This is a genomic window from Rhizobium sp. 16-488-2b, assembly GCF_017741815.1.
GTDB lineage: Bacteria > Pseudomonadota > Alphaproteobacteria > Rhizobiales > Rhizobiaceae > Rhizobium.
On the sequence record NZ_JAGHMF010000017.1, the window covers coordinates 97890 to 119218 of the forward strand.

Genomic DNA, 21329 nt, shown 5'->3' on the forward strand with positions numbered 1-21329 from the left:
GCTTTATTTATATGGCTCGAAGAGCGCCTTGATCGCATCGACCTCATTCGGCCGGATCTCGTGTCCGCCGGGATGCCATACGGTCGTCACGTCAGTGTTCTGGCGCTCGTAGTAATCGGCCAGCGCCTTGGTGACCGGCACGGGGCTGATCGGATCGCGCTCGCCGGCGGTGATCAGCACCTTGCGACCCGCCAGACCTGCGTTTTCCTTCGGCTGGAAGGGAATGAGCGGATGCATCAGCGCCGACGCATCGAACACCCCTTTCTCGATCAGCACGTTGGCGAGAATGTTGGCGCCGTTCGAAAAGCCCAGCCCGAGGATTGCCGAAGCCTGGTGCTCCCTTGCGAGCTCGCTGACGTATTCAGCCATCTTGTCGGTCGCCCGCGCCAGATCGGCCATGTCGTAAACGCCCTCGCCGGTGCGCTTGAAGAAGCGCGCGGCGCCGTATTCCGAGACGTCGCCACGCGGCGAGACGATAGTTGCCTCAGGCAGAAGCTGCCGCGCGAAGTCGAAGAACTGGTTCTCGTCTCCGCCCGTACCGTGCAGTGTGAAAAGAATAGGCTTGCCTGCGGCACCGGCATGCAGCCGGTGCACATATCCATGATCGGTCATATCGATGTCCTTAGCTTATGCTTCCAGCGGTTCGAGGTGCTGTTCCAGCAGCGAGCGCAGATGCTCGTGCTGCGTCGGCAGCTTCAGCGCTTCGCCGAGATGCGCCGTATCCTCGTCCCGGTCGAAGCCCGGTTCATTGGTGGCGATTTCAAACAGCACGCCGCCCGGCGTGCGGAAATAGATCGCCCAGAAGTAATCGCGGTCGATAACTGGCGTCACCTGGTATCCGGTGTCCATCAGGGCCTTGCGGACCTCCAGCTGCTTCGCGCGGTTTTCGACGGCGAAAGCGACGTGATGCACCGAGCCCGCGCCCGGAAGCGCCCGCGAGATGTTCGGCATCGTCTCGAGATCGATCAGGTGCGCGCCGTTGCCGCCAGGAATGGTCAAGCGCTTGACGCCGTCGCGTTCGTCCTGGACCTGGTAGCCCATGAACTTCAGCAGCTCCGATGTCGCTCCGTCGTCGCGCAGCCGCATGGCAACCGAATGGAAGCCACGGATCGCATGATCCTGATCAACGCCGCCATGCGTCCAGGGCAGACGGGTGTCGTCCTTAACTTCGACGAGCGCAAAGCCGTCACCATCGGGACCGGCAAAGTTCAGCCGCTTCTCGCCGAATGTTTCCTCGGCCTTCAGACCGGTCACATTCAACTTGGCGAGACGATCGCTCCAGAAGCCGATCGAACCCTGCGGAATGGAATAGACCGTCGTTCCGACTTCGCCGGTGCCCGGACGACCCTGCGCCATCTTCGGGAACGGGAAGTAGGTCATGATCGTGCCCGGCGCGCCGTTCTCGTCGCCATAATAGAGGTGGTAGACATCAGGAGCGTCGAAGTTGACGGTCTTCTTGACGCGGCGCAGACCGAGCGCGTTGGTGAAGAATTGATTGTTCGTCTGGGCGTTCGCAGCCATCGACGTAACGTGGTGAAGACCCTTGATCTGGTCGAGCATTTGAGACCCCTTTCTGGCCCGCCTGGCGGGCTGTTCGATGGGTCATAGATGATCTTTATCAGCTCGTTGGAATAGTCCCACGGACCGGAACGCATTGTCTACTTTTAGTGAACGACAGCACGATGTCGTTCATCACGGGCTATTCATCAGCAGGATTTTCAGGAAGCTGCCAGTCGATCGGCGAACGACCATGCTCCTTAAGAAAGGCGTTGGCCTTGGAGAAATGATGGCAGCCGAAAAAGCCGTTATGCGCCGAAAGCGGCGACGGATGCGGCGATTTGAGAACGAGATGCCGGGATGTGTCGACGAACGCCGCCTTGCGCTGCGCATAGGCGCCCCACAAGATGAAGACCACCGCATCGCACTCGTCGTTGACCTTGCGGATGACGGCATCAGTGAAGGTCTCCCACCCCTTGCCCTGATGCGACGCGGCCTGCGCCTCCTCGACCGTCAGCACGCTGTTCAAGAGCAGAACGCCCTGCCGCGCCCAATGTTCAAGAAAGCCGTGGCGCGCCGGCGTAATGCCGAGATCGGCCTGCAACTCCTTATAGATGTTGACCAGCGACGGCGGAATTCGGATGCCCGGCTGCACGCTGAAACACAGGCCATGCGCCTGCCCCGCGCCGTGATAGGGATCCTGGCCGAGGATCACGACCTTCACATCGTCAAGCGGTGTCAGATCAAGAGCCCTGAAATATTCTGATCCCTTAGGAAAAATCCGTTTCCCCATCTGCTTTCGCTCGATAAGGAAGCTTCTCAGCCTTTGCATGTAGGGCTGCTCGAACTCTGTGGACAAGGCGTTCTTCCAGCTGTCTTCGAGTGCGATGGTCTGTTCATTCATGCAATTGCCTCCACCAGCTCGCCAAAAACGAGCTGTAAACTTGCGTCGAAAAGGGATTTGGCGGACATTTTACCGGTCGCCGGCCATCAAAGTTTACGAACTTTGGGTAGTCTGCTTTCAAAACACGGTCGAATTCAAGCGTTGCCGAGGGCTTATTCAGAATGAAATTTGGGACAAGCGGGCTTCGAGGCCTTTCCGAGGATCTGAAGGGCCGGGCATCGGCACTCTATGCGACGGCGTTTGGCCGCTATCTCCTCGAAAGCGGTCGGGCAAAGGCGGGTGACCCGATCCTTATTGGCCGCGACTTTCGCCAATCCAGCCCCGAGATATCAGCCGACTGCACCAAGGCGCTTGGCAAGCTCGGCTTCGCGATGATCGATTGCGGCACGGTGCCGACGCCGGCGCTGGCGCTATACGGCCTGCATCTCGGCGCCGCCTCGCTGATGATCACTGGCTCCCACATCCCCGCCGACCGCAACGGCATCAAATTCTATCGGCCGGATGGCGAGATCGACAAGGCTGATGAAGCCGCGATCACAGCGGCGGCGACCGATCTCGACCGCACCGGCTTCGAATGGCCACTGAGTGACCGGCAAGCCGAGGATCGGTCGGTCGAGTGTTTCGACCTGTTCAAGAAGCGCAACGCCAGCCTGCTGTCCGCCAATGCACTTGCCGGCCTGAAGGTCGGCGTCTACCAGCACAGCACCGTCGCCCGCGATCTCATGGTCGACCTGCTCGAGCACTTCGGCGCCGAGGTCAAGGCGTTCGCGCGCTCCGAACACTTCATTCCCGTCGATACCGAAGCCGTCTCGGAAGAGACCATTGCGCTGTTGAAGCAGGCGGCAACCGACCATGGCCTCGACGCCATCGTGTCTGCCGATGGCGATGGCGACCGGCCGCTGGTGACCGATGAAACCGGCACCCCGCTGCGCGGTGACTTGCTTGGCCTGATCGCCGCCAACTTCCTCGGCGCCAATGCCGTGGTGACACCGGTGACTTCCAACTCCGGCATTGAAGCATCAGGATCGTTCAGCGTCATCCGCACCCGCGTCGGATCGCCCTTCGTGATATCAGGCATGCAGGAGGCGCTTGCATCGGGCAAGACCGGCGTCGTCGGCTTCGAGGCCAATGGCGGCACGCTGGTGGCGAGCGCTTTCGAGGTCAATGGCACCACGCTGCTGGCGCTGCCGACCCGCGATTGCTTCCTGCCTGTTCTGGCGACGCTGGCGCAGGCGGCCGCAAACAAGCGCCCGCTGTCGGTCGTCGCATCCGGCTACGCGCTCCCCTTCGCCGCCGCCGACCGGCTGGAGAACTTCCCGGTCGAGACCAGCGCGAAACTGATGGCGCATCTGCGCGCGAGCCCGGCCAATCTCTCCGACTTCCTGCAGCCGATTGGAGAAGTCGACAGCACCAGCGACATCGACGGCCTGCGCGTGACGCTTGCCGACAAGCGCATCATCCACTTCCGCCCATCGGGCAATGCGCCGGAAATGCGCTGTTACGTGGAAGCGGAGGCGGAAGCTGCGGCCACCGACCTTCTCGCAGCCGGCCTCAAGCGCATCCGCGCCTGGGCAAGCGCAAACTGATCAACGATTAAAGACCATTTCGAGGACACATCCAGATGACGCAGAAGATCGTTCCGGTAATCATGGCAGGCGGCAAAGGCACGCGTCTCTGGCCGCTGTCGCGCGCCGCCGCCCCCAAGCAGTTCATCCGCTTCATCGGCGATACCACCCTTTTTCAGGACACGTTGCTGCGCGTCTCAGACAAGACGCTCTATGAACCGGCGATCGTCATCACCAACGAGGAATTCCGCTTCCTGGTCGCCGAGCAGGCCCGCGAACTCGATATCTCGTTGTCGAGCATCCTTCTGGAGCCGATGGCCCGCAACACGGCCGCTGCCGTTGCTGCCGCCGGTGCGCTGGTGCGCGACCGCTTCGGCGAGAGCGCGATCATGCATGTGCTCGCCTCCGACCACGAGATCGACGCCGATCAGGTCTATTTCGACGCCGTGCGCGCAGCGATTGCCGCTGCATCCGCGGGTAAGCTCGTCACCTTCGGCATCAAGCCGACGGAACCGGCAACCGGCTATGGCTATATCGAAGGCGGCGAGGCGCTGCCGAGTGGCGCGCTGACGGTCAAGCGCTTCATCGAGAAGCCGCCGCTTGCGAAGGCCGAGGAGATGCTGGCATCGGGCGGCTTCTACTGGAACTCCGGCATGTTCATGTTCCCGGTCGCCAAGCTGCTCAGCGAAATGACGAGCTTCGCCCCCGATGTCCTAAAGGCTGCCGGCGAAGCGGTCGCGCAAGGCGTCAAGGATCTCGACTTCATCCGCCTCGACAAGGCGGCATTCGCGCAAAGCCCCGATATCTCGATCGACTACGCGGTCATGGAAAAGACCAAGAACGCAGCCGTCGTTCCCTCGCCGTTCCAGTGGTCGGATCTCGGCAGCTGGGATGCGATCTGGAAGAGCGGCAACCCTGACGAAAAGGGCAATGTCGCCGCCGAAAACACCACTGTCGTCAACACTCGCAACTCGCTGGTCATGACCCATGGCGTGCATCTCGCGGTCAACGGCATGGACGGCGTCGCCGTCATCGCCAGCGAGGATGCCGTCTATGTCGGTCACCTCAAGGACAGCCAGGACGTCGGCGCGATCGTCAAGATGCTGGCCTCCAAGCCGGCGACATCAAAGCTCACCGAGACACACCCGACCTCCTACCGTCCCTGGGGCGGCTATACCTCGATCTTCAACGGCGACCGCTTCCAGGTGAAGCGCATCTTCGTCACCCCGGGCAAGAAGCTGTCGCTGCAGAAGCACCACCACCGCTCCGAGCACTGGATCGTCGTCAAGGGCACGGCTGAGGTCACGATCGGCGAGAACGTGCAGATGCTGCGCGAAAACGAATCGGTCTACATACCCCTCGGCGAAGTCCACCGTCTGGCCAATCCGGGCAAGATCCTGCTCGAACTGATCGAAGTCCAGACGGGCTCCTACCTCGGCGAGGACGATATCATCCGCATCGTCGACGAGTTCGGCCGCAACTGACCTCCCGGTTGTCTTGAACTTATAAAATTACCTCTGTAACACCATCATGGCCTTGCCATCAGGCAGGGCTGTGATCGGTGTTTGAGGAAATTTCCATGCGTATTGTGATGATCGGCTCGGGCTATGTCGGCCTTGTCTCGGGGGCCTGCCTCGCGGATTTCGGCCATCATATCACCTGTGTCGACAAGTCTGCGGCCAAGATCGATGCGCTCGAAGCGGGCCAAGTGCCGATCTTCGAACCCGGCCTCGACACGATCATCGCCCAGAACAGAGCCGCCGGACGCCTGGATTTCTCCAAGGATCTCGCAGCCCCCGTGGCCGCAGCCGACGTCGTCTTCATCGCGGTCGGCACGCCCTCGCGCCGTGGCGACGGTCATGCCGACCTCAGTTACGTCTACGCGGCGGCGCGTGAAATTGCCGCATCGGTCGAAGGTTTCACCGTTGTCGTCACCAAATCGACGGTCCCCGTCGGCACCGGCGACGAGCTCGAGCGCATCTTCCGCGAAGAGTTTCCCGACAAGGACATCGAGGTCGTGTCCAACCCGGAGTTCCTGCGCGAAGGTGCCGCCATCACCGACTTCAAGCGTCCCGACCGCATCGTGCTCGGCACCGAGGAGTCGCGCGCCATCGAGGTCATGCGCGAAGTCTACCGCCCGCTCTATCTCAACGAAGCCCCGCTCTATTTCTGCGAGCGCCGCACCTCCGAGCTGATCAAGTACGCGGCCAACGCATTTCTCGCCATGAAGATCACCTTCATCAACGAGATCGCCGATCTCTGCGAGCAGATCGGCGCCGACGTGCAGAAGGTCGCCAAGGGCATCGGCATGGACAAGCGCATCGGCGACAAGTTCCTGCATGCCGGCCCCGGCTACGGCGGCTCGTGCTTCCCCAAGGACACGCTGGCGCTGGTCAAGACCGCGCAGGATCATGACAGCCCGATGCGGCTGATCGAAACCACCGTCGCCATCAACGACAACCGCAAGCGCGCCATGGGCCGCAAGGTGGTCGCCGCCTGCGACGGCAATGTGCGCGGCAAGAAGATCGCCATCCTCGGCCTCACCTTCAAGCCGAACACCGACGACATGCGCGACGCACCCTCGATCACCATCATCCAGGCGCTGCTCGACGGCGGCGCGACGGTGCACGTCTACGATCCCGAGGGGATGGATGCGGCGAAGGAGCTGCTCGGCCCAGTCGTCTACGGCAAGGATCCCTACGAGATCGCCGAAGGCGCCGATGCGCTGGTGCTGGTCACCGAATGGGAGGAATTCCGCGCGCTCGACTTCAAGCGGCTGAAGACGCTCGTCAAGACGCCGGTGCTGGTCGATCTGCGCAACATCTATCCGATCGCCGAAGTCACGAGACACGGCTTCAGCTATTTCGCGGTCGGCAAGAAGAGCAAGGCATAACCAACAGCAGGGCATGAGCATGCGGTATTTCATCACCGGAACAGCCGGTTTCATCGGCTTCCATCTCGCGCGCCGGCTTCTGCAGGACGGCCACGAGGTCACCGGCTTCGATGGCATGACGCATTATTACAACATCAAGCTCAAGCATATGCGCAACGCCGCCCTCGCCCAGTTTCCGGCCTTCAAGCCGGTGACGGCGATGCTGGAGGATCGCGCCGCAGTCGAACAGGCGGTCGCAGTCGCCAAGCCCGACGTGATGATCCACCTCGCCGCCCAGGCCGGCGTGCGCTACAGCAACGAGAACCCGCAAGCTTATCTGAACTCGAACCTGATCGGCTCCTGGAATATCCTGGAGATCGCCAAGAACACCGGCGTCTCCCATCTGATGCTGGCCTCGACCTCCTCGATCTACGGCGCCAATCCGACCGTGCCCTTCCACGAGACCGACCGCGCCGACGAGCCGCTCACCTTCTACGCCGCGACCAAGAAGTCGATGGAACTGATGGCGCACAGCTACGCCCATCTCCACAAGATCCCGACCACGGCCTTCCGCTTCTTCACCGTCTACGGCCCCTGGGGCCGGCCTGATATGGCGCTCTTCAAGTTCGTCAAGAACATGCTGGAGGGCCAGCCGATCGAGATCTACGGCGAAGGCAAGATGAGCCGGGATTTCACCTATATCGACGATCTCGTGGAGGCCGTCGTGCGCCTATCGACCGTCGTCCCCGCCGAGAGCAATCGCGTCGCTGAGGAGAAGGTCGAGACGCTCTCGCGCCAGGCGCCGTTCCGCATCGTCAACATCGGCGGCGGCCAGCCGATCAGCTTGCTCGACTTCGTCGAAACGGTGGAGAAAGCCCTCGGCCATCCGGCCAAGCGCGTCATGCTGCCGATGCAGCAGGGCGACGTACCGCGCACCTATGCCAGCCCCGACCTCTTGCAGGCGCTGACCGGCTACACGCCGAGCACGTCGCTCGAACAGGGTGTGGCGGCTTTCGTGGAATGGTATCTCGAAGCGCGCGGCGAACTCGACACGGCGGCCTGATCCTCAGCCCGCGACTAGGGCGGAAAACTTGCGGTCGATCTCGGCAGCCGGCACCGGCCGGCTCAGTGCAAACCCCTGTAGGGCATCGCAGCCGAGCTTGGCCAGCGTCGCCGCATGCCGCTCGGTCTCGACACCCTCGGCGATCACCTTGACGCCAAGCGCCTTGGCAATCTCGATGATCGACTTCACCACCCGCCGCTGCTCGTCGGACGTATCGATCGCATCCACCAGTTGGCGGTCGATCTTCAGGCGCGTCGGGCGCAGCCTCACGAGGCCGATCAGCGAGGCGTGGCCGGAACCGAAATCGTCGATCTCGATCTCGATGCCCATGAGCTTGATCCGGTCGACGCTCTGCATCATCTCGTCGTCGCAGTCGTCGAGAAAGATCGTCTCGATCAGCTCGAAAACGATCGAATTATCAGGGATGTCAAGCGCTTCCAGATCGCTGATCAACAGCGGATCATAAAGCCGCTGCCCTGAGATGTTCACCGAAATCCTCGGCACATCGAAGCCATGCTGCTCCCATTCGCGGCGATCCCTCAGGACGTGCCGGAGGATCGAAGCGTCGATTTCGGCGGTCAGCCCATGCTCGTCGGCGACCTTCAGGAAATCCGCCGGCGCCAGAATGCCCCGCTCCTTGTGACGCCAGCGCGCCAGGGCTTCGAGCCCGACGATCTCCCGCGTCCGGGCGTCGAATTGCAGCTGGTAATAAGGAACGATTTCGCCCGCCGTCAGCGCCAGCTTGAGCTCCTCGGCGATCCGCCGCTTGCCCATCAATTCGTCCTTCAGTCGCTGCGTGAAGAACTCGATGCGGTCGCGCCCGCCGCTCTTGGCCGCGTAGAGCGCCATGTCGGATTCGGCCAGAAGATTGGTATCGCCGCGATCCGCCGACCATGAAATGCCGATCGAACTGCCCGACTGCAGCATCTCGTGGCCGAAGCGGATCTTCTTGCGCAGCCGCTTCTGCACACGACGTGCAATCTCCCGCAATTCGTCCATGCTCTCGAAGTTGACGAGCACGATGACGAACTCGTCGCCGCCGATGCGCGCCGCCATGCCAGTCTCAGGGAGCACCGCGGCGATCCGCAAGGCGGCCGCGCGCAGCACCGCATCGCCGGCGGCGTGTCCGTAGCTGTCATTGATCTGCTTGAACTCGTCGAGATCGAGATGCAGCACCGCTAGCGTCGAGACGCTCTCGTCTTCCGCTAGTTCCGCGATCCGTTTGTCGAAGAAACGCCGGTTCGGCAGGCCGGTCAGGTAGTCGTGCGCGGCCGCATGCTCGATGAGCGCGGTGCTCTCCTCCAGCGCCAGCGCGCGGGCCTCGGCCACCTCGCGCTGCCGCGCGGCTTCAGCGTTGAGAAGCACGTCGGCGGTCACATCCCATTCCGCGCCGATGAACGACGGCGCCCCCTCCTCGCTCACATAGAAATGCGCGCGCGAGCGGATATAGCGGATCTCGCCATTCGGCCAGATGATCCGGAACTCCGAATTGTACTGGCCGCGCTTGGCGATTGCGTCGTTGAATTCCTGGGTGGCACGCGCGCGATCATCGGGATGGATCGCGTTCGACCAGATCGACGTCGGCACAGGCCCGCTCCGCTGGCCGGTCTGGTAAAGGCGATGCATCTGCACGTCCCAGGAGATCTCGTTCGATCGCAGGTCATGCTCCCAGACACCGATCTGCGACGCATCGAGCGCAAGCTCCAAACGCCGTAGAAGATCTTGAAACTCCCGCTCAGAGCGTATGGAGTTCTTAGATGCCAAAGCCATTCATGCCTCACGCCACGTCAAAGCGAAATCCATCCCCGCTGCCCGCTAGCAACCACAATCACCTACCAGTGATTGCCAAGTGCGACATTAATTAGAACACCCTAAAAATCTATCAATGATTGCATGCCAGCGCGCCAGCGCTATTTATTGTTCGTCAGGGATCGTACCGACCGTCAGGATTTTCCGCCTTCGCGGCCCGACTTCCGCTCCAGCTGCAACAGCAATCCGCTGTGATCCGTATCGCCATTGCCATCCTCGACGAAAGCGGCGAACTCGGCGCGCACCGCTTCTGTCAGCGGCAGGGTCAGTGCCAGGCTATTTGCCTCGGCAACGATGTTGTTGAGATCCTTCAGCTGCAGCCGCGAAGGGCCGGCGCCGCCGAAATTGCGCTCCACCATACGTTGACCGTGAATCTCAAGAATTCGGCCCTCGGCGAAGCCGCCCCGGATCGCACGGCGAAACGCCTCCGCCGACCCGCCACCGGCCTCGACCAGCATCATCGCTTCGGCCACGGCGCCGATGGTGATCGCCACGATCTGCTGGTTGCCGAGCTTGGCGAGCTGGCCCGTGCCGCTTGGCCCCACATGCGTCACCCGGCCGAGCGCGGAAAACACATCGCTCAGCGCATCGACGACATCGGCACTGCCTCCTGCCATGATCGCAAGCGTACCGGCCGAAGCGCCGACGACGCCACCGGAAACCGGCGCATCGAGATGGCGGATGCCGCGTTCGCCAAGCCTCGCCGCATAATCACGCGCAGCCTCTGGCGTGATCGAGCTGCAATCGATGACGACCGCGCCGGGCGCGAGCGCCTCTGCCACACCTTGCGAAAACAAGACGTCGCCGACAGCATTGCCATCGCTGAGCATGGTGAAGACGACCGACGCCCCCTCAACGGCCAAAGCCGCTGTCGTCGCAACTGCGGCGCCATCGGCCCTCAGCGCCTCGGCCTTGGCGATGTCACGGTTCCAGGCGGTAACGGCAAAGCCGGCATCGAGCAGACGCCGAACCATCGGCGCGCCCATCAGCCCGGTGCCCAGAAACGCGATCGCCCGTTGTTGACTGCTCATTGAATTCTGCCTTCCATTTCATCTTCTATATGCACGCGAATGATCTCTTCGAAGCTCGTCTCGGCCACGAAGCCGAGGCGCGTTGCCCGCTCCGGCGCGAAGGCCCGCGCCCAGCCGCCGACGATCCTCATCACCAACTCGTCCGGCTCCCGCCGGATCAGCGCCACCGCCTTGTCGCCCGCAATCGCGCGCAAGGCCTCGATCTGCTCGCCGACCGAGGCGCTGACGCCTGGCATGGTCAGGCTTCGCTGCGCGCCGAGCGGCTCGAGATCGATGCTCGCGGCATGAATGAGAAAGCCGACCGCCGAGCGCGGCGAGGCATGCCAGTGGCGCACCGTATCCGGCACCGGAAGAATGGCCGGCTGTCCCGCCAGCGGCTCGCGGATGATGCCGGAAAAGAAGCCGGAAGCGGCCTTGTTCGGCTTGCCCGGCCGCACACAGATCGTCGGCAACCGAATGCCGATACCGTCGATGAAGCCACGCCTCGTATAGTCGGCGAGCAAAAGCTCGCTCATCGCCTTCTGCGTGCCGTAGCTTGTCAGCGGCGTCAGATTGAAATCGTCGGGGATGACATCGGGCATCGGCGCGCCGAAGACGGCGATGGAGGAGGTGAAGACCACGCAGGGACGATACCCATCCTGCAAATGCGCCAGACGGATCGCCTCGAACAGCGCCCGCGTCCCCTCGAGATTGATGCCGTAGCCCTTCTCGAAATCGAGCTCGGCTTCCGCCGAAACGATCGCCGCGAGGTGGAAGATGATATCCGGCCGCGACCCGACGATCAGCGCCGCCTGTCCCGGCTGCGAGATATCGGCCGCACTCGCATCCACCCGCCCGGCAAAGCCGACAGGTGCAGCCGGCGCCACGACATCGACCAGCGTCAGCCGCCCGATCGCCTGCCCGGACAGTTTCCCGTCGGACACCAGCCGTTCGGTGAGTTTGCGCCCGATCATGCCGGCAGCGCCGATGATAGCGATATGCATGGAACCTCCTCCCGTGACAGGCGGCGAAGCAGCAACCACCCGTACCCCTCACAATTGATAGGGCCGCTCGCGCCGATGCAAGCTCAAAAAGCCATGCTGCATTGCAAACAAAATGCTGGACATATCGCGCCGGATCCGTGAACCCGAGCCGACGAAACGCGTAAGGATACCCACGATGAAACTTCCCCCGCTCCCCTACAACTCGCTCGACTGGCATGCGCTGCCGGCCAGCGAACACAAGGGCGAAACCGGAACGGCGATATGGAGAACGCTGAACAATGGCGATGTCCGCATGCGGATCGTCGAGCTTTCGCCGGGCTATCTGGCGGACCACTGGTGCGACCGTGGCCATATCGTCTACGTGCTCGAGGGAGAAGTGACGAGCGAGCTCAAGGACGGCCGCAGCTTCGTGATGAAGCCGGGCATGGGATACACGGTCTCCGACCACGGAGACGCCGCCCACCGCTCCAGGACGGCATCGGGCGCCAAGATGTTCATCATCGACTGACCGCTCTTTCAAAACCAGAAAGGGCGGAACTCGCGTCCCGCCCTTTGCTCTATTTGCCTGTGTCGGAAGCCTATTCGGCCGCCATCCGGATCACCTCGGCCCCACCGTGGCCGTTATGATCATCGTCCTTGTGCTGCACCAGCGGACGGTTGCCCGCCAGCTTGCGGATCAGCACGTAGAACACCGGCGTCATGAAGATGCCGAAGAAGGTGACGCCGATCATGCCGGAGAACACCGCCACACCCATCGCGGCACGCATCTCCGCACCAGCACCGGTCGATACGACGAGCGGCACGACACCCATGATGAACGCCATCGACGTCATCAGGATCGGGCGCAGGCGCAAGCGGCTGGCCTCGACCGCCGCCTGAACAGGCGTACGACCTTCGAATTCCAGCTCGCGGGCGAATTCCACGATCAGGATCGCGTTCTTCGCCGAGAGACCGACAAGGACGATGAGGCCGATCTGCGTGAAGATGTTGTTGTCTCCACCGGTGAGCCAGACGCCGGTCAGGGCGGCCAGCACGCCCATCGGCACGATCATGATGATCGCGAGCGGCAGTGTCAGGCTCTCATACTGGGCAGCCAGCACGAGATAGACGAGCAGCAGCGCCAGCGGGAAGACGAGCACGCCCGAGCTGCCGGCAAGAATCTGCTGGTAGGTCAGATCCGTCCACTCGAAGCCGATGCCCTTCGGCAGCGTCTCGTCGGCGATCCGCTCGATGGCGGCCTGTGCCTGCCCGGACGAGAAGCCCGGTGCCGGACCGCCATTGATATCGGCGGCGAGGAAGCCGTTGTAGCGGGTCGTGCGTTCCGGTCCCGTCGTGGCATCGACCTTGAGCAGTGCCGACAGCGGGATCATCTGCCCCGAAGCCGAACGCACCTTCAGCTGGCCGATATCATCGGCATGGGCGCGGAACTGCGCATCTGCCTGCACGCGGACGCTATAGGTACGGCCGAATGCGTTGAAGTCGTTGACGTAGAGCGAGCCCAGATAGATCTGCAGCGTTTCGAAGACGTCGGTCACCGACACGCCGAGCTGTTCGGCCTTGGCGCGATCGAGGTCCGCGTAGAGCTGCGGCACGTTGATCTGGTAGCTCGAGAACAGGCCGGCCAGCTCAGGCGTCTGGTAGGCCTTGGCGAGGAAAGCCTTGGTCGCTTCGTCCAGCGCATTGTAGCCCAGGCCCGCCCGGTCTTCGAGCTGCAGCTTGAAACCACCCGTCGTGCCCAGACCCTGGACCGGCGGCGGCGGGAACATGGCGATGAACGCATCCTGGATCGCGCCGAATTTCTGGTTGAGCGTCATGGCGATCGCTCCGCCTGAGAGATCGGGCGTCTTGCGCTCCTCGAAGGACTTCAGCTTGACGAAGACGACACCGGCATTCGAGCCGTTGGTGAAGCCGTTGATCGACAGGCCGGGAAACGCGATGGCGTGTTCGACGCCGGGCGTTGCAAGGGCAATGTCGCTCATCCGCTTGATCACGTCTTCGGTGCGGTCGAGGCTGGCGGCGTCGGGCAGCTGCGCGAAGCCGATCAGGTACTGCTTGTCCTGCGCCGGCACGAAGCCGCCGGGAACGGCATTGAACAGGCCATAGGTCGCCCCGGCAAGCGCCAGATAGATCACCATGACGATGCTCTTGCGCGACACCAGACCGCCGACACCCTTACCGTAAGCATTGGAGCTGGCGCTGAAGGCGCGGTTGAAGCCGCGGAAGAACCAGCCGAACACGAAGTCCATGCCGCGCGTCAGCCAATCCTTCGGCGCATGGTGACCCTTCAGAAGAAGGGCTGCCAGAGCCGGGGAAAGCGTCAGCGAGTTGATGGCGGAAATCACGGTCGAGATGGCGATCGTCAACGCGAACTGGCGATAGAACTGGCCCGACAGGCCGGTGATGAAGGCCAGCGGCACGAACACCGCCACCAGCACCAGCGCGATCGCGATGATCGGGCCGGACACTTCCTTCATGGCCTTGTAGGTCGCGTCGCGCGGCGAAAGGCCGTTCTCGATGTTGCGCTCGACGTTTTCGACGACGACGATCGCGTCGTCCACGACGATACCGATCGCAAGCACCAACCCGAACAGGCTGAGCGCGTTGATCGAGAAGCCGAAGACATACATGACCGCGAAGGTGCCGATGATAGAGACCGGAACCGCGATCAGCGGAATGATCGAGGCGCGCCATGTCTGCAGGAACAGGATGACGACGATGACGACGAGCGCGATGGCTTCGAGCAGCGTGTCGACGACCTTCTCGATCGAAGCGCGGACGAACTGCGTGGTATCGTAGACGATCTCGTACTTCACGCCTTCAGGCATCGCCAGCTGCAGCTCGTCCATGGTCTTGATGACCTGGTCCGAGATGGTGATGGCGTTGGAGCCGGGCGCCTGGAAGACAGGGATAGCCACCGCCGATTTGCTGTCGAGCAGCGAGCGCAGCGAATAATCCGACGCACCGAGTTCGACGCGCGCGACATCGCGCAGACGCGTGATCTCGCCATTGGCGCCGCTCTTGACGATGATGTTGCCGAACTCCTCGGGCGTCTGCAGACGACCCTGGGCGTTGACGTTCAGCTGGATATCGACACCGGTGAGGCTCGGCGACGCGCCGATCGTACCGGCAGCCGCCTGCACGTTCTGGGCGCGGATGGCATTGGTGATGTCGCTCGCCGCCAGATTATGCTCGGCCGCCTTCTGCGGATCGATCCAGATACGCATCGAGTAGTCGCCCGACCCGAAGATCTGCACCTGGCCAACGCCCTCGATACGGGCAAGCCGATCCTTGACGTTCAAGACGCCATAGTTGCGCAGGTAGGTGATGTCGTAGCGATTATCCGGCGATGTCAGGTTCACCACCATCATGAGGTCGGGCGAACTCTTGACTGTCGTGATGCCGAGCGCGCGCACCTCCGTCGGCAGGCGGGGCTCTGCCTGGCTGACGCGGTTCTGCACCAGCTGCTGTGCCTGGTCGGGATTGGTGCCGAGCTTGAAGGTCACCGTCAGCGTCATCACGCCGTCGGATGTCGCCTGGCTGGACATGTAGAGCATGCCCTCGACGCCGTTGATCTGCTCTTCGAGCGGCGTGGCGACGGTTTCGGCGATGACCTTCGGGTTGGCGCCGGGATAGGTGGCGCGCACGACGATCGATGGCGGGACAACTTCCGGATATTCGGAAATCGGCAGCGATCGCATGCCGATCAGGCCGGCGACCACGATGAGGACCGATAGCACCCCGGCAAACACCGGGCGGTCGACAAAGAATCTGGAGATATTCATTTCAAAGCCCTCTCCGGGATGAAATTTGGGATGCAACGACCCTCTCCGGCGGTTGGGATACCGCCGGTAGGGGTAGAACTGGATGCTTAAAAGGCCCTCTCTGGCCTGCCGGCCATCTCCCCCACAAGGGGGGAGAAGACGTGTGGCACTGTCCTGCCAAATCCTGGCTTGGGCGGTGCGGCAGGCTTAGCCCCTCCCCCTTGTGGGGAGGGGTTGGGGAGGGGTCTGCGTCTTACTTGGCCGCGACTTTTTCTTCCATCTGCGGTGCGACCACCGCGCCCGGACGAATGCGCTGCAGACCGTTGACGACGATCTTGTCGCCGACGGCAAGGCCGTTTTCGATCACGCGGTCGCCACCTTCGGCGATGCCGAGCTGCACCGGCCGGTAGCTCACCTTGTTCTCGCCATCGACCACGAAGACGAACTTCTTGTCCTGGTCGGTGCCGATCGCACGTTCGCTGATAAGGATCTTGTTCTCGGCCTTCGGCTGGCCCATGCGAACACGCACGAACTGGCCGGGGATCAGCTTGCCACCTGGATTGTCGAACACGGCGCGAACGCCGATCGTGCCGCTGGAAGCATCCACCTGGTTGTCGATAAGCTGCAGCTTGCCCTTGATCGGCGTGCCCTGATCGGCAAGCGTGCCGACTTCGACGGGGATCTGTTCAAGTGCCGGAACCGCGCCATCAGCGGCAGGAAGCTGGGCAAGCGCCTTGGCGACCATGCCTTCGCTGGCGCTGAAGCTGGCGTAGATCGGATCGACGGAGACGAGCGACGCCAGCTCCGACGAGGTCGATCCAGCAGCAACCAGATTGCCGACAGTCACTTCGAGCTTGCCGACGCGGCCGGCAACGGGTGCCTTCACCTCGGTATAGCCGAGCTCGAGCTGCGCTGAACGAAGAGCTGCCTGCGCGGTGCGAAGACCGGCCTGCGCTTCGGTGAATGCGTTCTGACGCTGGTCGAGATCGCTCTGCGAAATCGTCCGGTTGTCGGAAAGCCTGCGGCCGCGATCAAGCTCGATCTGCGCGAGATTGACCTTGGCTTCGGCCGAAGCCATCTGCCCCTCGGCCTGCGATACGGCCGCCTGGTAGGGTGCCGGATCGATGGTGAAGAGCAGATCGCCGGCCTTCACCAGCGCGCCTTCGCGGAAATGCACCGACTGGACGGCGCCGGCGACACGCGAGCGGATCTGCACGCGATCGACGGCTTCGAGCCGGCCGGAAAACTGCTCCCATTCGGTGACGTCGCGGCTGGCGACGACAGCGACGGTAACGGGCACGGCCGGCGGAGCGGCCTGTGCCTCTGCGGTTGCGGCAGTCGCGGTTCCGCTCATCGGCAATTCGAAAAACAGTGCTGCGGCTGAAACGGACGCAACAAGGCTCAGACCGGCGCCCACAAGGGCCCAGCGCTTCTTACTGGACGTCATTTGTATTCTCCTTACGGCCCCCACGGCCGTGTATTGATCAGGTCTTCAAAGGTACGGGTTGCCTTCGCATGTCACGAACGAAGCTTCCGAATTCTTGGGTGATGGTTTCGCGCCAACCCGAAGGCTTGTCGGACGTCCCGCCGTAAATCGTAGGCCAGCCTGCCCCGGCGGGAGCGACATGCTGACGAACTGGTACGCCGGCCTGTTTCAGGCGATCGGCGAACCCAAGCGTCTCATCGCGAAGGGGATCGTCCTTCGCGGTGAAGATCAGTGCGGGCGCGACGCCCGAGATGCGTGAACACAGGCACGGCGCCGCATAAGGATGGCATCCGCCGCCGCTGAGATAGTGGCTCCAGCCCGCGGCCCAACGCTCGCGCATGCCGATGCTGTCGGCTTCGCGCATCGAGGACGATCCCATGAACGGATCGACCAGCGGCGAGATCAGCACCTGGCCATCGAGGGCATCTGCGTAGTGATCGCGAGCCTTGAATGCCACGCTGGCGGCGATGTTGCCACCCGCTTCCTCGCCGGCAACCAGCAGCGCGGAGTTGCGGTCACCGAGACCCGAGGCGCGCTTGTTTGCCATGTAGGAAAACAGCGAGTAGCCGACTTCGAGAGGCTTCGGGAAAACCCCGCCCATGGGAGCGTTGTAATCCGCGACGACCACGATGGCGCCGGCGCTTGCGATTGCTTCGGCAACGGCATTGTCCTGCAGCCCCGAGGACTGGAAAGCACCGCCGTGGAAGTACAACACGATCGGCGAACCCTTGCCGTATTCGGCGCCCTGATAGATACGCGTCGACACGGGGCCAATGGCCACCTTGTCAAACACCATGTCTTTCACTTGCACCGTCATCGTATCGATCCTTGCGTCGCGGGTGTAATGTTGCCGTTGCAACATATTGCCCAAGGCGACGGCTTGCAATTTCTGAAAAAAAGATATTGTTATTCCACTCACGGAATAAGAAGCCTCAATACGATTACACTGTTCCGAATTTCGAACAATACCGCACTGCAACCTACTCAGGTGAATTCCGATGGACCAGCTCTCGGCAATGCGCGCTTTCATTCGCGTCGTGGAGACAGGCAATTTCACACGGGCCGCCGACACGCTCTCAATGCCCAAGGCGACGGTGACCAATCTCATTCAGGGGCTTGAAGCGCATCTGCACACCAAGCTCCTCAACCGCACCACCCGCCGCGTCATGGTGACGACCGACGGCGCGCTCTATTACGAACGCGCGGCCCAGATCGTCTCCGAGATCGCCGAGCTCGATGGCAGCCTCACAAATTCGCAAGGGCTTCCGAACGGGCGCCTGCGCGTCGAGATGGCCGGCGCCTTCGCCGACTGGATCGTCGTGCCGGCGCTCTGCGATTTCTATCAGAAATATCCCGATATCCGCATCGACCTCGGCGTTGGCGACCGCACCGTGGATTACCTCGCCGAGAACGTCGACTGCGCGCTGCGCGCCGGCACCCCGGCCGACCAATCCTTGATTGCACGCCGCGTATCCGAGGTGGAACTCATCACCTGCGCCTCGCCGCTCTACCTCGAGAAGTATGGAGCACCAGCGAGACCGGAAGAGCTTGAAAACGATCATTATTCGGTCAACTATTTTCGCGCGCAGACCAACCGGACGCTTCCGTTCGAATTCCGCAAGGACAACGAGGAGTTGGAGATCAATCCGCGCTATCTCGTCTCGGTCAACGACAGCAGGACCTTCGTGACGGCAGCCACCTCGGGGCTTGGCATCGCGCAGTTACCGCACTTCATGATCCGCAATGAGCTGGAAAGTGGTGCGCTGGTTCAGGTGCTGCCGGAGTGGAACCGTGAGCCGCTCGGGCTCTACATCGTCTATCCCCCGAACCGACACCTCAGCAACAAGGTCCGCGTCTTCGTCGACTGGATGGTCAAGCTTCTGACCGACGCCAAGCTGGATGCCCGCTGACAGAACTGCGGCCCGCGAGGCGTTTACCTTCAACGGGCCGCAACCATATGTTTTGCCATTTCTTCTTTCACTCTCTGCCGGGTCACCAGGGAACAATGGCTCGGCAGTTATTGAGGTCTGATGCGTAGGATTGGAGGAGTCCCGCACATCCCTACATTGCTAATATAGACAATCATGATGCAAATGTAAGGGGATATTGCGGCCCCGCCGCTTCAAGACTGGGTGCGCCTCCATCCTATTGCAGACGCTGGCATTTTTCAGCGAGCGATATCCACAACAGCGACCCGCCGGAAGGCGAGCGGCCCGAAAGCCGCCCTCCCCAAGACACAAATCAGATCATGCCGCCATTGGCGCGCAGCACCTGCCCGTTGATCCAGGAACCGTCGGGACCAGCGAGAAACGATACCGCCGCAGCAATATCCTCTGGTGTGCCGAGCCGCTCCAGCGGGTTCATCTTCGCCATCCGCGCAACCAGTTCCTCGGACTTGCCGTTGAGGAACAGATCGGTGGCCGTCGGCCCCGGCGCGATGGCATTGATTGTGATGTTACGGCCGCGCATTTCCTTGGCCATGATCCCCGTCATCGTCTCGACGGCGGCCTTGGTCGCGGCATAGACACCGTAGGTCTCAAGCTTCAGCCCGACCACCGACGTCGAAAAATTGACGATCCGGCCGCCGTCGCGCATCCGCTTGCCGGCCTCGCGCAGCGTATTGAACGTGCCCTTGAGGTTGACGTCCATGATTCGCTGGAAATGCGCGTCGTCGGCATCCGCGATCGAAGAAAGCGCCATGATCCCGGCGTTGTTGACCAGCACATCGACGCCCCCGAAGGCTGCCTCGGCCGCATCGAACATCCGCCGCACGGCTTCCGTGTCGCTGACATCGGCCTTCGCCGTCAGCGCCTTGCCGCCGCGCTTTTCGATCGCAGCAGCCAGCTCTTCGGCCGGCGCGGCGTTGCCGGAATAGTTGATCACGACGGTAAATCCGTCGCGCGCGAGCCGATCGGCAATCGCCGCACCAATGCCTCTGGACGCGCCGGTTACGATCGCGACCCTGTTTTCCGATACCGTCATTGTCGTTCTCCTTGCTTGGAAGCGCGATATCGCGCCGTTGGAGAGAAGATGCCGCTTTTCTCGCGGCGGATAATCATCCATTATTCGCCATCACTATCCGGATATAGCGAACAGATAGATGGACAGATTCGATGCCATGCGCGTCTTTTGCCGGATCGTCGAGCGCCGCAGCTTCACCGCCGCCGCCGAGGATACCGGCCTGCCGCGCTCGACGGTGACCGATGCGGTCAAGCAGCTTGAGGCCCGCCTCGGCGTTCGTCTGCTGCAGCGTACAACGCGCCACGTGAGCCCGACGCTCGACGGCGAGGCCTATTACCGTCGCTGCCTGTCGATCCTCTCGGATATCGAGGACGCGGAAGGCGCATTCGCCGGCGCCAAGCCGAAAGGCATGCTGCGCGTCGATGTGCACGGCACGCTGGCGCGCCATTTCGTTCTGCCCAACCTGCCGTCGTTCCTCGAAGCCTATCCCGATATCGAACTCTACATGAGCGAGGGCGACCGCCTCGTCGATCTCGTGCGCGAGGGCATCGACTGCGTGCTGAGGGTCGGCATCCCCTCAGATAGCGACATGGTCGCCCGCCGCGTGGCGATGCTGGAGGAAGTCACGCTCGCCTCGCCTTCCTATCTCGCCCGCTATGGAACGCCCGAGCATCCCGACCGGCTCGACGGCCACCGCATGGTAGGCTTTCACTCCAGCGCCACCGGCGCGCTGGTGCCGCTCGAATTCCTCGTCGGCGGCCAGATCCGCAACGTCACCCTGCCCGCGACGCTGTCGGTCAACGCCGCCGAAAGCTTCCACGCCGCGGCGCGCCTCGGTCTCGGCATCATCCAGGTGCCGCGTTATCACGCCCAGCGCTATATCGACAGCGGCGAGCTCCAGCCTATCCTGCAAGACTATCCGCTGACGAAAACGCCGGTCTCGCTGCTCTATCCGCGAAATCGCCAGCTCTCGCCCCGCGTCCGCGTCTTCATCGAATGGTTGACGAAGGTGTTCGCGAGGCAAACATAGGCATACGAGAAAGACGTCGGCAAACCCATCATCGGGAGCAAACACCATGACCATCACAGACATAACCGTGAATTCACGCGAGGGCGGCTTCGTCGTCATGTTCGGCGACAAGACCGGAAACAGCATTGCCGTGACGCTTTATAATGCCGCCACTCCCGGCCTGACCCGCGACAATGCCGTCTCTCACGCCCGCCACCTGCTTCTCGCCGCGCACGACAGCTCGGCCGGCGACGGCGCCCGCAGCAAGGATGCGGCTACGCTGGAAGAGGAACTGGACGAAGGCCTCGAAGACACCTTCCCCGCAAGCGACCCGGTCTCCGTCACCGGCTCGTCGATCCCGCTGCACGATCCAAAGCCCGGCCGATAG

General features: G+C 62.4%; 18 protein-coding genes. 8 read left to right on the forward strand and 10 right to left on the reverse strand.

The annotated features are described in order from the left end of the window. Positions 1-3: 3 nt before the first annotated feature. The 3 genes from J5286_RS16910 to ung form a co-directional block, all read right to left on the reverse strand. On the reverse strand, positions 4-612 hold the full coding sequence (locus tag J5286_RS16910; protein ID WP_209191379.1) for an alpha/beta hydrolase: 609 nt from the start codon (positions 610-612) through the stop codon (positions 4-6). Between the two features lie 15 nt (positions 613-627). Then, positions 628-1560 (reverse strand): VOC family protein, encoded by a 933-nt coding sequence (locus J5286_RS16915; RefSeq protein WP_209191380.1) that lies wholly within the window; start codon positions 1558-1560, stop codon positions 628-630. 139 nt (positions 1561-1699) lie between these two features. Next, on the reverse strand, positions 1700-2401 hold the full coding sequence (ung, locus tag J5286_RS16920; protein ID WP_209191381.1) for a uracil-DNA glycosylase: 702 nt from the start codon (positions 2399-2401) through the stop codon (positions 1700-1702). Between the two features lie 161 nt (positions 2402-2562). On the opposite strand from ung, the gene J5286_RS16925 reads away from it, so the two are divergent. From J5286_RS16925 to J5286_RS16940, 4 genes are all read left to right on the forward strand, one after another. Continuing rightward, the gene (locus tag J5286_RS16925) at positions 2563-3987 is read left to right on the forward strand and encodes a phosphomannomutase (RefSeq protein WP_209191382.1); all 1425 of its coding nucleotides are present in this window, start codon (positions 2563-2565) and stop codon (positions 3985-3987) included. 35 nt (positions 3988-4022) lie between these two features. Then, positions 4023-5450: a mannose-1-phosphate guanylyltransferase/mannose-6-phosphate isomerase gene (locus tag J5286_RS16930; protein WP_209191383.1), complete on the forward strand. Its 1428-nt coding sequence runs from the start codon at positions 4023-4025 to the stop codon at positions 5448-5450. Positions 5451-5545: 95 nt separating this feature from the next. Next, positions 5546-6859: a UDP-glucose dehydrogenase family protein gene (locus tag J5286_RS16935; protein ID WP_209191384.1), complete on the forward strand. Its 1314-nt coding sequence runs from the start codon at positions 5546-5548 to the stop codon at positions 6857-6859. A 19-nt stretch (positions 6860-6878) separates the two neighbouring features. Next, on the forward strand, positions 6879-7901 hold the full coding sequence (locus J5286_RS16940; RefSeq protein ID WP_209191385.1) for an NAD-dependent epimerase/dehydratase family protein: 1023 nt from the start codon (positions 6879-6881) through the stop codon (positions 7899-7901). Between the two features lie 3 nt (positions 7902-7904). Here J5286_RS16940 and J5286_RS16945 read toward each other — a convergent pair whose 3' ends face one another. The 3 genes from J5286_RS16945 to denD all read right to left on the reverse strand — a co-directional run bounded on the left by J5286_RS16945 (position 7905) and on the right by denD (position 11724). Next, on the reverse strand, positions 7905-9671 hold the full coding sequence (locus tag J5286_RS16945; RefSeq protein ID WP_209191386.1) for a putative bifunctional diguanylate cyclase/phosphodiesterase: 1767 nt from the start codon (positions 9669-9671) through the stop codon (positions 7905-7907). 173 nt (positions 9672-9844) lie between these two features. Further along, positions 9845-10741 carry an NAD(P)-dependent oxidoreductase gene (locus J5286_RS16950; RefSeq protein ID WP_209191387.1) on the reverse strand — a complete coding sequence of 299 codons (897 nt, stop codon included), beginning with the start codon at positions 10739-10741 and terminating at the stop codon, positions 9845-9847. Continuing rightward, positions 10738-11724 (reverse strand): D-erythronate dehydrogenase, encoded by a 987-nt coding sequence (gene denD, locus J5286_RS16955; protein ID WP_209191388.1) that lies wholly within the window; start codon positions 11722-11724, stop codon positions 10738-10740. Before denD ends, J5286_RS16950 begins: the two co-directional genes overlap by 4 nt. 175 nt (positions 11725-11899) lie before the next feature. Between denD and J5286_RS16960 the strand changes: the two genes are divergently transcribed. Next, positions 11900-12232 (forward strand): DHCW motif cupin fold protein, encoded by a 333-nt coding sequence (locus tag J5286_RS16960; RefSeq protein WP_209191389.1) that lies wholly within the window; start codon positions 11900-11902, stop codon positions 12230-12232. A gap of 70 nt (positions 12233-12302) precedes the next feature. On the opposite strand, the gene J5286_RS16965 is transcribed toward J5286_RS16960, so the two are convergent. The 3 genes from J5286_RS16965 to J5286_RS16975 all read right to left on the reverse strand — a co-directional run bounded on the left by J5286_RS16965 (position 12303) and on the right by J5286_RS16975 (position 17788). Further along, on the reverse strand, positions 12303-15506 hold the full coding sequence (locus tag J5286_RS16965) for an efflux RND transporter permease subunit (RefSeq protein ID WP_113008356.1): 3204 nt from the start codon (positions 15504-15506) through the stop codon (positions 12303-12305). Between the two features lie 232 nt (positions 15507-15738). Next, the gene (locus tag J5286_RS16970; protein WP_047513923.1) at positions 15739-16932 is read right to left on the reverse strand and encodes an efflux RND transporter periplasmic adaptor subunit; all 1194 of its coding nucleotides are present in this window, start codon (positions 16930-16932) and stop codon (positions 15739-15741) included. Between the two features lie 37 nt (positions 16933-16969). After that, on the reverse strand, positions 16970-17788 hold the full coding sequence (locus J5286_RS16975; protein WP_209191390.1) for an alpha/beta hydrolase fold domain-containing protein: 819 nt from the start codon (positions 17786-17788) through the stop codon (positions 16970-16972). Positions 17789-17969: 181 nt separating this feature from the next. On the opposite strand from J5286_RS16975, the gene J5286_RS16980 reads away from it, so the two are divergent. Then, on the forward strand, positions 17970-18881 hold the full coding sequence (locus tag J5286_RS16980; RefSeq protein ID WP_018897043.1) for a LysR family transcriptional regulator: 912 nt from the start codon (positions 17970-17972) through the stop codon (positions 18879-18881). A 331-nt stretch (positions 18882-19212) separates the two neighbouring features. Here J5286_RS16980 and J5286_RS16985 read toward each other — a convergent pair whose 3' ends face one another. Continuing rightward, on the reverse strand, positions 19213-19953 hold the full coding sequence (locus J5286_RS16985; RefSeq protein ID WP_209191391.1) for an SDR family oxidoreductase: 741 nt from the start codon (positions 19951-19953) through the stop codon (positions 19213-19215). Positions 19954-20071: 118 nt separating this feature from the next. Here J5286_RS16985 and J5286_RS16990 point away from each other — a divergent pair, with 118 nt between their 5' ends. Together J5286_RS16990 and J5286_RS16995 are read left to right on the forward strand one after the other, a co-directional pair. Then, the gene (locus J5286_RS16990; protein WP_209191392.1) at positions 20072-20962 is read left to right on the forward strand and encodes a LysR family transcriptional regulator; all 891 of its coding nucleotides are present in this window, start codon (positions 20072-20074) and stop codon (positions 20960-20962) included. A gap of 46 nt (positions 20963-21008) precedes the next feature. Then, on the forward strand, positions 21009-21329 hold the full coding sequence (locus J5286_RS16995; RefSeq protein WP_209191393.1) for a hypothetical protein: 321 nt from the start codon (positions 21009-21011) through the stop codon (positions 21327-21329).

Excerpts from the sequence above, each read along its gene's own strand:
- J5286_RS16910 (WP_209191379.1), bottom strand. The coding sequence starts at position 612 with ATGACCGATCATGGATATGTGCACCGGCTGCATGCCGGTGCCGCAGGC.
- J5286_RS16915 (WP_209191380.1), bottom strand. The coding sequence starts at position 1,560 with ATGCTCGACCAGATCAAGGGTCTTCACCACGTTACGTCGATGGCTGCG.
- ung (WP_209191381.1), bottom strand. The coding sequence starts at position 2,401 with ATGAATGAACAGACCATCGCACTCGAAGACAGCTGGAAGAACGCCTTG.
- J5286_RS16925 (WP_209191382.1), top strand. The coding sequence starts at position 2,563 with ATGAAATTTGGGACAAGCGGGCTTCGAGGCCTTTCCGAGGATCTGAAG.
- J5286_RS16930 (WP_209191383.1), top strand. The coding sequence starts at position 4,023 with ATGACGCAGAAGATCGTTCCGGTAATCATGGCAGGCGGCAAAGGCACG.
- J5286_RS16935 (WP_209191384.1), top strand. The coding sequence starts at position 5,546 with ATGCGTATTGTGATGATCGGCTCGGGCTATGTCGGCCTTGTCTCGGGG.
- J5286_RS16940 (WP_209191385.1), top strand. The coding sequence starts at position 6,879 with ATGCGGTATTTCATCACCGGAACAGCCGGTTTCATCGGCTTCCATCTC.
- J5286_RS16945 (WP_209191386.1), bottom strand. The coding sequence starts at position 9,671 with ATGGCTTTGGCATCTAAGAACTCCATACGCTCTGAGCGGGAGTTTCAA.
- J5286_RS16950 (WP_209191387.1), bottom strand. The coding sequence starts at position 10,741 with ATGAGCAGTCAACAACGGGCGATCGCGTTTCTGGGCACCGGGCTGATG.
- denD (WP_209191388.1), bottom strand. The coding sequence starts at position 11,724 with ATGCATATCGCTATCATCGGCGCTGCCGGCATGATCGGGCGCAAACTC.
- J5286_RS16960 (WP_209191389.1), top strand. The coding sequence starts at position 11,900 with ATGAAACTTCCCCCGCTCCCCTACAACTCGCTCGACTGGCATGCGCTG.
- J5286_RS16965 (WP_113008356.1), bottom strand. The coding sequence starts at position 15,506 with ATGAATATCTCCAGATTCTTTGTCGACCGCCCGGTGTTTGCCGGGGTG.
- J5286_RS16970 (WP_047513923.1), bottom strand. The coding sequence starts at position 16,932 with ATGACGTCCAGTAAGAAGCGCTGGGCCCTTGTGGGCGCCGGTCTGAGC.
- J5286_RS16975 (WP_209191390.1), bottom strand. The coding sequence starts at position 17,788 with ATGACGGTGCAAGTGAAAGACATGGTGTTTGACAAGGTGGCCATTGGC.
- J5286_RS16980 (WP_018897043.1), top strand. The coding sequence starts at position 17,970 with ATGGACCAGCTCTCGGCAATGCGCGCTTTCATTCGCGTCGTGGAGACA.
- J5286_RS16985 (WP_209191391.1), bottom strand. The coding sequence starts at position 19,953 with ATGACGGTATCGGAAAACAGGGTCGCGATCGTAACCGGCGCGTCCAGA.
- J5286_RS16990 (WP_209191392.1), top strand. The coding sequence starts at position 20,072 with ATGGACAGATTCGATGCCATGCGCGTCTTTTGCCGGATCGTCGAGCGC.
- J5286_RS16995 (WP_209191393.1), top strand. The coding sequence starts at position 21,009 with ATGACCATCACAGACATAACCGTGAATTCACGCGAGGGCGGCTTCGTC.